Raw genomic sequence first — 10895 nt, forward strand, 5'->3', positions numbered from 1 at the left:
GGCCCGGCGCTCGGGCGTCATGACAGCCCCTCGCTCGCGGAGTCCCGCGATCGATCCCCCGAGGGGATGGCGCCCGCTTGGGGCGGCCCGGCGCTCGGGCGCCTTCAAATGGCTTGTCAGCGTCATGCTCATAGGTCTTTCTGGGCCTGCCCGCAAGGGTGGCGTTAATGCATCAATACAATCCGGGCTTCTCGCGCGCATACATGTACGCGCGCGCGCCCACAAATTCAATGTACCCAAAGAAGTCGATGACGCAAGCGAGAGCCGCCAAGCCCCCCCGCCAGGATGCCGCCAAGGTGTCCGCTCCCAGGAATGGAAGGCGCATCCAGATTCGCCGCTCCGGGGTTCACGGCAAAGGGGTCTTTGCCGTGGCGCCCATCCCGAAGGGCGACGTGATCATCGAATACAAGGGCGAAATCATCACCTGGCCCGAAGCGCTGCGCCGCCATCCGCACGACCCGAAAAACCCGAATCACACTTTTTACTTCCACATCGATGACAAGAACGTCATCGACGCGAAGTACGGCGGCAATGCCGCGCGCTGGATCAACCACGCCTGCGAGCCGAATTGCGAGGCTGAAGAGGTAGATGGGCGCATCTTCATCAAGGCGTTGCGTGCACTGAAGCCGGGCGAGGAACTCTTCTTCGTGTACGGGCTCGTCATTGATGAGCGCTACACGCCGAAACTGAAGAAAGAGTACGAATGCCGCTGCGGTAGCAAGAAATGCCGTGGCACGATGTTGTCACCAAAACGCTGAGCAGCCCCAAGGATCCAATGACTGACCATTCCCTCCGATGGGGCGCCGAAGCCCTCTGGGAGCAATTAACGCCCCAATTGCCGGGTCTGAGCGTCGAGGTGGTGGCGCGCATTTCATCGACCAACAGTGCACTGCTCGAGCGGGCACGGATCGTCACTCCGCCGTCCGAAGAGGGCCACGTGGCCCAGGTACGACGCAGCGTCGAGAGCACCGCCTTTGGCCGCCGTACCGCCGACCTGCAGCCCTGCTTGCTGGTGGCGGAGCACCAGACGCATGGTCGCGGACGGCAAGGCCGTCTATGGCAGGCGGCACCGGGGGCATCACTCACGTTTTCGCTGGCGCTGCCCTTGTCGCCAAAGGACTGGGGCGGCCTTTCGCTCGCCGTCGGTGTGGCGCTTGCGGAAGCGCTCGATCCGCTAGGCACGCCTGCTGAAAGCGCCGAATCTATTGAAGGCGGGCCCTCCACCTCCACCCGGGGACCGGGCCAGCGCCTGGGCGTCAAGTGGCCCAACGATCTTTGGCTGCTTGACGACGAGGGCGGCGGCCGCAAGCTTGGCGGCATCCTCATCGAAACCGTGGCTGCCGGTTCGCAGCGACTGGCAGTGATCGGCGTGGGGTTGAATGTGCTGCCAATGTCGACCAGCGAGGTCTCGACTGGCTATGCCTGCTTGCAGGAGATCGCCCCCGACACGACCGCGCCGAAGGTGTTGTCGCAGGTGGCGAAGCCGCTGGTCGACGCCTTGCGACGCTTCGAGCGCGAGGGATTCCAAGCCTTCGCTGCCACATTCGCTACGCGCGACATCCTGTTTGGCCGCGCCGTGCTGACCACCCACCCCGACGTTCCCGAAGGCATCGTTACAGGCCTTGCGCCCGATGGCTCGCTGCTTGTTCGTACAGATCAGGGGGTCAAGGAAGTCGGCAGCGGCGAGGTCAGCGTACGGCTCGCCCCGCACCAGAGTGTGTGATGCTGAGATCCATCGTCGCCTTCCTGCTGCTGGCCAACATCGTGTTCTTCGTGTGGTCGCAGGGCTGGGTCGATGACTTGGTCGGCGTGCGTGCAAGCGGCGACCGTGAACCCGAACGTCTCGCCAAGCAGGTGCGACCAGAATCCGTGCGCCTGTTGACGCCGCAGACTCTGGCCGCGGCCGCGGCCGCAAACGCCGCCGAATCCAAATTCACCTGCCTGGAGGCAGGACCCTTCGACGACGCGGGCATCGTTGCCGCGGAAAACACCGCGTCATTGGCCTTGCCCGCCGGCACTTGGTCTCGGCAGACGCACGAGCAACCGGCGCGCTGGATCGTCTACATGGGCCGCTACGCGAATCACGAAGCGCTGCAGAAGAAGGAACAGGAACTTTCGCGCATCAAAGTGGCGTACGAGGAAATCACCGGCTTCCCGGCGCTCGAACCCGGCTTGTCACTCGGCCGATACTCCAGCCGCAACGCCGCCGACGAAGCGCTGCAAAAACTTTCTCAGCACGGCTTACACACCGGCAAGGTGATCGAACTTGCGAAGGCGTCCACGCAATACACCTTGCGTGTCGCACGTGCCGATCAAGACCTTGCCACGAAGATGTCGGCGCTCAAGCTCGAGGGCCTGGGCAGGGGCTTCTCGGCCTGCATCACCCCCCCCTGAAACAAGCCATGCAGTGCGTGACGTAAGACGCCCAAACCAGGCGTACACGCCATCTGCTCAACAAGGGGATTCGTGCCGCATCAGACCTGATGTCGGCGACCCCGAGACAACGCGAGCACTGCCACAAGCAGACCAGTCAGCCATTCAAAGCCCATGGCGCCCCCGCCTCCGCCACCATCGCTCGGTGGTGGGGGTGTTGTATTCGCCGCCGCCGAGACCGCGCCGGCGGCATCGAGCAAGCCTGCACCGCAGGTCGTCGTTGTGCACACGCACTCTTCTTGCAAAGTCGTCGAGCTGGGGGGCTGGCATAGGGTAGACGTGTTGGAGCTCGATGCGGGGAAGGGCCGGGCGGAGTGCTGCAACGCACTGCGCACCTGCGTTGTCGTAAGACTTGGATTGACCGACAGCATGAGCCCCACCGTTCCTGCAACGAGCGGTGCCGAAAAACTCGTGCCGAGTGACGCATTGAAGCTGTCGCTGTAGACGCTGGCGGCGGGCGTCGTGGCGCCGCTGTCGGTGGTGGTCAGCAACGGGTGCAGGCACGCACCCGTCGCGGTCTCGCAGTTGCCGGCCGGTGCACTGATCGCCACTTCTGGCCCGAGACTGGAATAACCAACCTTGGTGCCTGCATGGCGCACTCCAGCCACCGCGATGACGCCGGCGCAATTCGCAGGTGCCGCCACCGCGTCCCCATCATTACCGGCCGACGCCACCACCGTGATACCCAAGGCAATCAATTCATCCACGACGGTTTGATAGGCCGATCCGCAAGATCCGCTGCCGCCGAGACTCAGGTTCACGACCTTGGCGGGGTACGGATTGTCGGGAACACCCGGCACCGATATGCCTGCCGCCCACCGCATCGCGGCCTGGATGTCGGAGTCGCGACCGTTGCATTTGCCGAGCACACGCACCGGAAGGATCATCACGTTGCGCCCCACCGAGGCCATGCCGATTCCGTTGTTCGTCGCCGCACCGATGAGACCCGCCAACTGCGTGCCGTGCCAACTGCTGTTCTCGCCGGAGTACTGACCCGTGGCGGGGCTAGGGTCGGTGCAGTGGTAGAACGGGCTGGCGGCGTCGTTCACCTCCAAAGGAGTCACCCAATCGCCCGGATCGGAAGCATCTGCATCGCGGCCATCGCCATCGTTGGCGCGCTGTGCGTCAGAGACGAAGTCATAACCGGGAAGGGTTTTTCCAAGCAGGTCCGGGTGGTCAAAACGAATGCCTGTGTCGAGAACGGCAACCACGACCGCGCTCGATCCGGTGGTCGTGTCCCACGCGGTCTCGGCGTTGATGGCCGACACATTGGTCGCAGTCGGCGCGCGCAAATACCACTGACCGACAGTGGGCGTCGCGGTGGACTGGAAGTCCGCATACAGCGGGTCGTTGGGCACCGAATGAATGCTGCGCGTGCGGTCCGGTTCGGCGAACTCGACATCGGCGTCTTTCGACAGCAGGGCGGCAAGCTGCTCAGACGTCATGCCCTGGGCGATGAGCACCTGGGACCTGCGCCCCGTCGGCTGGCCATCGGCCATGGAGATGCGCAGGCGTGACGAGAGCACCGCCGCGTGTCGCGGAATCGCCAGGGTGCCGCTGGTTTCGGTTGCGGACAGCGCACGCATCACGCTGCTGCCAGTCTTGTACTGGACGATCACTCGCGCCGTCTGTTGTGCCGTTGCAGACACGACCGGTGCATCGGTGGCCGCTTGCGCCATCGGCGCCCGGAGCACGACCGGCGCGAGTGTGAAACACAGGGCAGCCATGGCGAACAAGGGGTGACGCATGGTCGATGATCTCCGTCGAATTCGGTGTGAGGACCTGTACGGTGAACGCGGTTGCGCTTGTCTACGTGGACCTCAACTCCGCCTTGAGTTTAGAAGCGCCTTAATGCGTCTGCATTGCTGGCTTGTTCAGTGCGCGTAACCGAATGTTCTTTCGCGACGGCACGGTCATCAAGCAAAAAAGGGTAGCCGCCTTTCGGGGACCACCCTCTTTTTCGCCTCGCCCGGCGAAGCCCTGGCCTGCCAGCTTTACTTTGCGCCGACGAAAGCGACCGTCGTGTCAAGCATGCGGTTGCTGAAACCCCATTCGTTGTCGTACCAGCTCAGCACCTTCACCAGCTTGCCATCCGGCGACACGCGGGTCTGAGTGGAGTCGAAGATGCTCGATAGCGGGTTGTGGTTAAAGTCCACCGACACCAGCGGATCGGTGTTGTAGCCGAGGATGCCCTTCAACTCGCCTTCGCTCGCGGCCTTCAGGATGGCGTTGACTTCATCGACGGTCGTGGCTTTCTTGGACACGAAGCTCAGGTCAACCACCGACACGTTGATGACCGGCACGCGGATCGCGAAGCCGTCGAGCTTGCCGTTGAGTTCCGGCAGCACAAGGCCCACCGCAGCAGCCGCACCGGTCTTGGCCGGGATCATCGAGTGCGTGGCCGAGCGGGCGCGGCGCAGGTCTTCGTGATAAACGTCTGTCAGCACTTGGTCATTGGTGTAGGCATGGATGGTCGTCATCAGGCCCGACTCGACGCCCAGCTTGTCGTGTAGCGGCTTGACCAGCGGAGCGAGGCAGTTGGTGGTGCACGAGGCGTTCGAGATGATGGTGTCGGTTGACTTCAGGACCTTGTGGTTCACGCCGAACACAACGGTCGCGTCCACGTCTTTGCCGCCCGGCGCCGAAATGATGACCTTCTTGGCGCCGCCCTTCAGGTGGGCCGATGCCTTTTCCTTGGTGGTGAAGAAGCCGGTGCACTCCATCACCAGGTCCACGCCCAGCTCGCCCCAGGGCAGCTCGGCCGGGTTGCGGTTGGCCAGCACGCGGATCTTGTCGCCGTTGACGACCATGTAGTGGCCGTCGACCGTCACGGTGCCGGGGAACGGTCCGTGGGCGGTGTCGTACTTGGTCAGGTGCGCATTGGTCTTGGGGTCGCCCAGGTCGTTGATTGCAACGATCTGGATGTCATGCTTCTTGCCACCTTCGTAGTGGGCGCGAAGGACGTTGCGGCCGATGCGGCCGTAGCCGTTGATGGCGACTTTGATGGTCATGGGAGGTCTCCGTAAGTTGCGTTGAAGATTGTGGCGGCTGATGGGTACGAATCGGCTTTAGGCTTTAGCTTGAATCCGATTCATGACCGGATGCACACGGCAAACGTGGCGACGTAAGGGACGGGTGCCGCGAATTTGGAAACGTCGTCGAAGTCGAATCTCATCGACAGCGCGGCCGCTTCCATCGCCGTGGCAATTTGCGGTTCGCCCACGCTCTTGAGCGTCTTCTGCGATCCCGGCGTCACGCCGCCGTCGGCCTGGATCAGCATCTGCACCGCCGCGCCGCTGCTTTGGACCGGCCTCGGGACCGACCCCGGCGGAAAGCTCAAGGGCGTCTTGACCCTCAAGCCGCGGGCCTGCAGTTCGGCCAGCGACTGGCCAACCGGGATGGCCGCCGTCAGGCTTTCCACCAGGGCCTTGCAAGCGTCGGCGGGAGACGGAGCAGGCGCTGGTGCCGGGGCGGGAGGTGGTGTCGTGCAGGCCGTCATGGCCAGCGCCACGCATACCACCGAACATGAAGTCAGCAAATGTCGCGACGCGAACGATGCGTGACGCGTCAGGGCGCTCATCCTCGAAGCACCTTCTGCACCGTTGCCGCCACGTTCTCCGCCGTGAAGTTGAATAGCTTGAACAGCACGTTCGCCGGTGCCGACTCGCCATAGGTGTCGATGCCGATCACTGCAGCGCAGCCGTACTTCCACCAGCCGTCGGTCACGCCCGCCTCCACCGCCACTCGCGGCAGCCCTTGCGGAAGCACGCTGCGCTTGTAGGCGATGTCCTGGCGGTCGAAAACGGTGGTCGATGGCATGGACACCACGCGCACTGCAATGCCTTGCATCGCAAGTTGCTGCTGGGCATGCAGTGCGAGCTGCACTTCCGAGCCAGTGGCGATGATGACTGCCTGTGGCTTTTTCTTGAGACCCACCTCGTTTGGCTCGGCGAGCACGTAAGCGCCCTTGGAGATGTCTTCGAGGCCGGCCTTCGGTCCGTAGGGCAGGTTCTGGCGCGACAACAGCAAGGCGCTCGGGCGGTTCTTGTTCTCGATGGCGCAGGCCCACGCGATGGCCGTCTCCGCCGTGTCGGCCGGGCGCCAGACATCGAGGCCCGGGATCAATCGCAGCGACGCAGCGTGTTCTACCGACTGGTGCGTCGGGCCGTCTTCGCCCAAGCCGATGCTGTCATGCGTGAAGACGTGGATGACGCGCAGCTTCATCAGCGCGGCCATGCGCAGGGCGTTGCGGCTGTAGTCGCTGAAGGTGAGGAATGTTCCGCCGTAGGGAACGTACCCACCATGCAGCGCAATGCCGTTCATGATGGCCGCCATGCCGAACTCGCGCACGCCATAGTTGATGTGGCGGCCGCCATTGGGTTCGCCTCGCTCGTCGAAGCGAAGCGCCGGCGTCGAGCTGGTGTTCGTGAGGTTGGAGCCGGTCAGGTCGGCCGAGCCTCCCAGCAGCTCTGGCAGCGACTTGGTGAAAGCTTCGAGCGCGATTTGGCTGGCTTTGCGCGAGGCAACCGTCTCGGCCTTGGTGTGCGCGGCGATCGCGGCGTCCACCGCCACCTGGCTGAAGTTCTTGGTCAGTTCGCCCTGCACGCGACGGATGAATTCGGCCGCGAGTTCAGGGTGCGTCGCGCGGTAGGCGGTGAACTGCTCGTTCCACTGCGCTTCCAACTGCGCACCGCGAGCCTTTGCGTCCCAGTGCTCGTAGGCCGCCTCGGGAATCACGAAGGGCTCGTGGACCCATCCGAGCGCGTCGCGGGTCTTCTGGATTTCTTCGACCCCAAGTGCTTCGCCGTGCGCCTTGGCCGTGCCGGCGCGCGTCGGCGCACCTTTGCCGATGGTCGTCTTGCAGATGATGATGCTGGGCTTGCTCTGGCTTTGCTTGGCTTCGACGATGGCCGCGTCGACGGCATCCACGTCGTGCCCGTCGACGGGGCCGACGACGTTCCAGCCATAGGCCTCGAAGCGCTTGGCGGCATCGTCGCCGTACCAGGGGCCGACTTGGCCGTCGATGCTGATGCCGTTGTCATCGTAGAACGCAATGAGCTTGTTCAAGCGCCACACGCCGGCGAGGCTGCAGGCCTCGTGGCTGATGCCTTCCATGAGACAGCCGTCGCCCATGAACACATAGGTGTGGTGGTCGACGAGCGGGATGCCTTCGCGGTTGAACTCGTGCGCGAGCAGCTTCTCTGCGAGTGCCATGCCAACGGCATTGGTCAGGCCCTGGCCAAGCGGCCCGGTGGTGGTCTCGACGCCCGGAGTGACCCCGACTTCGGGGTGACCGGGCGTCTTGCTGTGAAGTTGGCGGAAGTTGCGCAGCTCGCTCATCGGCAGGTCGTAGCCTGTCAGATGCAAGAGGGCGTAAATCAGCATCGAACCGTGGCCGTTGGACAGCACGAAGCGGTCGCGATCAGGCCAATGCGGGTTGCGCGGGTTGTGGCGCAGGTGCCGGCCCCACAGGGCAGCGGCGATTTCCGCCATGCCCATCGGGGCTCCGGGGTGACCGGAGTTGGCTTGCTGGACCGCGTCCATCGCGAGGGCGCGGATGGCGTTGGCCATGAGGAAGGTGGGGGGCTGGATTGCCATCGAGGCGAGTGCGGCGGCCATGCGGGGTCCCGGGAGGTGGAGGGGAAGAGGCGGGATTTTACGGGCGTCGTCCGAGGGGCTGAGAGTATTTCGAGCGTGTCCGAGCAGCGCGTCAAAAGGCGCCTGATCCAGGCGCAAAGCGCAGCCATAGCCCGGGCTATGGCGAGCATTTGCAACGACGAGCAGGGGGCTTTTGGCGTGATGAGCGGGCATGATCGAAATCCTCTCAGCCCCTCAGAGCAAGGAGGATCAAGGGCCCGATAATCCCGCCGGATGGATGGACTGCACCTGACCGCGGACTTGAGGGACTGCGACACGACGCTGGCGGCAATGATCGATCCGCAAGCACTGCGGCAGCTGTGTCTTGCCGCAGTGATGGGAGCTGGCCTGCAGCCCGTGGGCGAGTTGTTTCATCCTTTCCCGGCGCCCGGCGGGGTAACGGGAGTGGTGCTTCTGGCCGAGTCGCATCTGGCGGTGCACACTTGGCCCGAACTGGCTTCGGTGACCCTGGATGTATACGTCTGCAACCATGGCAGCGATAACACTGATCGCGCCCATTCGCTTTTGAATGCATTGATTGCATCTTTCGGCGCCAAAGGCATCGAGCGCCAGGCATTGCAACGCGGCGCCCTGCCGATTCCGACCGGAGCTACCGCATGAAAGCGATCATCCTGGCAGCCGGCCGCGGCGAGCGCATGCGTCCACTGACGGATCACACACCCAAGCCGCTGTTGAAGGTGCGCGGCAAGCCGCTCATCGAGTGGCACATCGAGGCCTTGGCAAAGGCCGGAGTTCGCGAGATGGTCGTGAACACCGCGTGGCTGGAAGAACGCATCGTCGAGACCTTGGGCGACGGCTCGCGCTTCGGCGTGCGCCTGCACTACTCGCTCGAAGGCCGCGACCACGGTGGGGCGCTCGAGACGGCGGGCGGCATCGCGAAAGCGCTGCCCTTGCTCATCGAGCGCGATGACGATGTGTTCTGGGTCGTATCGGGCGACATCTTCATGCCAGGGTTTGCCTTCGACAAGGAGCGCGCAGATCGTTTCGCGCAGACAAAGCTCGACGCGCATCTGTGGCTCGTGCCCAACCCGCCGTATCACCCCAAGGGCGATTTCGGCATCGATGCCGACGGCATGGGACTGGCCGACGGCCCCGGGCCCGACGGTCGGCGATGGACTTACGCCAACATCGCGTTGTGCCGGGCGGGCATCGTGGCCGATATCGCGTCCGGGCAAAAAGCCCCCCTTGGCCCCTTGCTCTTCGACGGCATGCGCAAGCGTCGTATCAGTGCCGAGGTGTATGACGGCGAGTGGGAAAACGTCGGTACACCCGCGCAACTGGCGGCATTGAACGCCGCCTGATCACGAGTTCGCCGCGAACGAATTCGCGTCAACTCAGAGGCTGAGAGTACTTCGATCATGCCCGCTCATCACGCCAAAAGCCCCCTGCTCGTTGTTGCAAATGCCCGCCATAGCCAAGCTATGGCTGCGCTTTGCGCCTAGCTCAGGCGCCTTTTGACGTGCTGCTCGGACACGTTCGAAATACTCTCAGCCTCTCACTTCGGCGGCATGGCCTGCGGACAACGATTCACTTCCAGCGACAGGTGCACAAGCTGCACGTGGCGAGCGAGGCGCTGGCGATAGACGGCCGGCGCAAGTGGAACGTCGGCCACGACGCAGGCGATGACGGCGAACTGGTCGCGGCCCACACGCCAGATATGCAGGTCGGCCACCTTGGCATCACCATCGGATTCGAGGTCTTCGCGGATGCGATGGGTGAGTGGATGATCCATCTCGCGGTCGAGCAGCACCGCGGCAGATTGGCGCAGCAAACTTACCGACCAGAGCGCGATCACGACGGCCCCAAGCACGCCCACCAGGGGGTCGATCCACCACCATCCGAGCCACAGCGCGGCGCAAAGCGCGGCGATGGCAAGAACGGACGTCAGCGCGTCGGCGAGAACGTGGACGTAGGCAGCGCGCAGGTTGAGGTCGTGGCCCTTGGTGTGCGGTGCATGGTCGTGCGCATGCGCTTCGTGGTGATCGTGTCCATGGTGATCGTGGTCGTGCGCGTCGTGATGATTCGCATGTCCCTGTCCCGCATGTCCATGTCCCGCATGCCCATGCCCGTCGTCCGCCCCATGCAGCAGCCACGCCGACAAGAGATTCACGATCAGCCCGGTTACCGCAACGGTCAATGCAGCGTGGATGGCGATGGGCTCGGCATGCCATAGGCGCAACACTGATTCAAAGACGATTCCGATGGCGACCATGCCCAGCACAAGAGCGCTCGCGAAGCTTCCGAGCACCTCGATCTTCCAGGTCCCGAAGCTGAATCGCGTGTCCGTGGCATGTCGCCGCGCCAATGCATACGCGGCAGCAGCAACGCCGAGTGCAAGTGCGTGCGTGCCCATGTGCCAGCCGTCTGCAAGCAGGGCCATGGACCCGGTCCACCACCCGGCAGCAATCTCCACAACCATGGTCACGATGGTCACCATCAGCACCCAGCGCGTGCGCGCTTCGCCGCGCTTGTTGCCGCTGTCGAACTGGTGGCTGTGCTGCCAGGGCGACAGGTCGTGGGCATGAGGATGGTGATGCGTCGGGTTCGTCATGTCAGCCATTCTCGCGCCACTTCTTTTGTCGCGGGGAGGGATAAGGACATGGCCCGAGGCGCAGCCACGCCCATCCTATGTGCCCGCATTTTGCGGAGGCCCGTGGCGAAGCCACACACACAATCTCCCGTCACGTCGTGAAACGCTGCACCTAAGGACATGGATCGCGGTAGAGACACCCATTGCTGGACGCCCCCCGCACAGATCCCAGCGGGCGTAATTCACGCACTGGGCTCCTACCTTGGGTGTGTGA

At 63.8% G+C, this 10895-nt stretch carries 10 protein-coding genes; 5 read left to right on the forward strand and 5 right to left on the reverse strand.

What is annotated here, in order from left to right; all coding sequences use genetic code 11:
• The first annotated feature begins 248 nt into the window (after nucleotides 1-248).
• From AC30NL_RS12745 to AC30NL_RS12755, 3 genes are read left to right on the forward strand one after another with little or no spacing between them, the layout of a single operon-like run.
• Entirely contained in the window at nucleotides 249-758 is a 510-nt protein-coding gene (locus AC30NL_RS12745; protein ID WP_489464372.1) for an SET domain-containing protein, read from the forward strand.
• 17 nt (nucleotides 759-775) lie between these two features.
• A complete protein-coding gene (locus AC30NL_RS12750; RefSeq protein WP_489464373.1) occupies nucleotides 776-1723 on the forward strand; it encodes a biotin--[acetyl-CoA-carboxylase] ligase in 948 nt (315 codons plus the stop codon).
• Nucleotides 1723-2394, forward strand: a complete 672-nt coding sequence (locus AC30NL_RS12755) for an SPOR domain-containing protein (RefSeq protein WP_489464374.1) — start codon at nucleotides 1723-1725, stop codon at nucleotides 2392-2394. Before AC30NL_RS12750 ends, AC30NL_RS12755 begins: the two co-directional genes overlap by 1 nt.
• Before the next feature lie 80 nt (nucleotides 2395-2474).
• Here AC30NL_RS12755 and AC30NL_RS12760 read toward each other — a convergent pair whose 3' ends face one another.
• The 4 genes from AC30NL_RS12760 to tkt all read right to left on the reverse strand — a co-directional run bounded on the left by AC30NL_RS12760 (nucleotide 2475) and on the right by tkt (nucleotide 8052).
• Entirely contained in the window at nucleotides 2475-4181 is a 1707-nt protein-coding gene (locus AC30NL_RS12760; protein ID WP_489464375.1) for a S8 family peptidase, read from the reverse strand.
• A 246-nt stretch (nucleotides 4182-4427) separates the two neighbouring features.
• Nucleotides 4428-5444: a type I glyceraldehyde-3-phosphate dehydrogenase gene (gene gap / locus AC30NL_RS12765; protein WP_489464376.1), complete on the reverse strand. Its 1017-nt coding sequence runs from the start codon at nucleotides 5442-5444 to the stop codon at nucleotides 4428-4430.
• A gap of 80 nt (nucleotides 5445-5524) precedes the next feature.
• The gene (locus AC30NL_RS12770) at nucleotides 5525-6013 is read right to left on the reverse strand and encodes a hypothetical protein (RefSeq protein WP_489464377.1); all 489 of its coding nucleotides are present in this window, start codon (nucleotides 6011-6013) and stop codon (nucleotides 5525-5527) included.
• Complete coding sequence (tkt, locus tag AC30NL_RS12775) at nucleotides 6010-8052, reverse strand: transketolase (RefSeq protein ID WP_489464378.1); 2043 nt, start codon at nucleotides 8050-8052, stop codon at nucleotides 6010-6012. Before tkt ends, AC30NL_RS12770 begins: the two co-directional genes overlap by 4 nt.
• A gap of 252 nt (nucleotides 8053-8304) precedes the next feature.
• Between tkt and speD the strand changes: the two genes are divergently transcribed.
• On the forward strand, nucleotides 8305-8691 hold the full coding sequence (speD, locus tag AC30NL_RS12780; RefSeq protein ID WP_489464379.1) for an adenosylmethionine decarboxylase: 387 nt from the start codon (nucleotides 8305-8307) through the stop codon (nucleotides 8689-8691).
• Entirely contained in the window at nucleotides 8688-9392 is a 705-nt protein-coding gene (gene murU / locus AC30NL_RS12785) for an N-acetylmuramate alpha-1-phosphate uridylyltransferase MurU (RefSeq protein WP_489464380.1), read from the forward strand. Before speD ends, murU begins: the two co-directional genes overlap by 4 nt.
• Before the next feature lie 194 nt (nucleotides 9393-9586).
• Here murU and dmeF read toward each other — a convergent pair whose 3' ends face one another.
• The gene (gene dmeF, locus AC30NL_RS12790; protein WP_489464381.1) at nucleotides 9587-10651 is read right to left on the reverse strand and encodes a CDF family Co(II)/Ni(II) efflux transporter DmeF; all 1065 of its coding nucleotides are present in this window, start codon (nucleotides 10649-10651) and stop codon (nucleotides 9587-9589) included.
• Nucleotides 10652-10895 lie beyond the last annotated feature (244 nt).

It is taken from the genome of Rhizobacter sp., from assembly GCA_021153565.1.
GTDB lineage: Bacteria > Pseudomonadota > Gammaproteobacteria > Burkholderiales > Burkholderiaceae_C > Albitalea.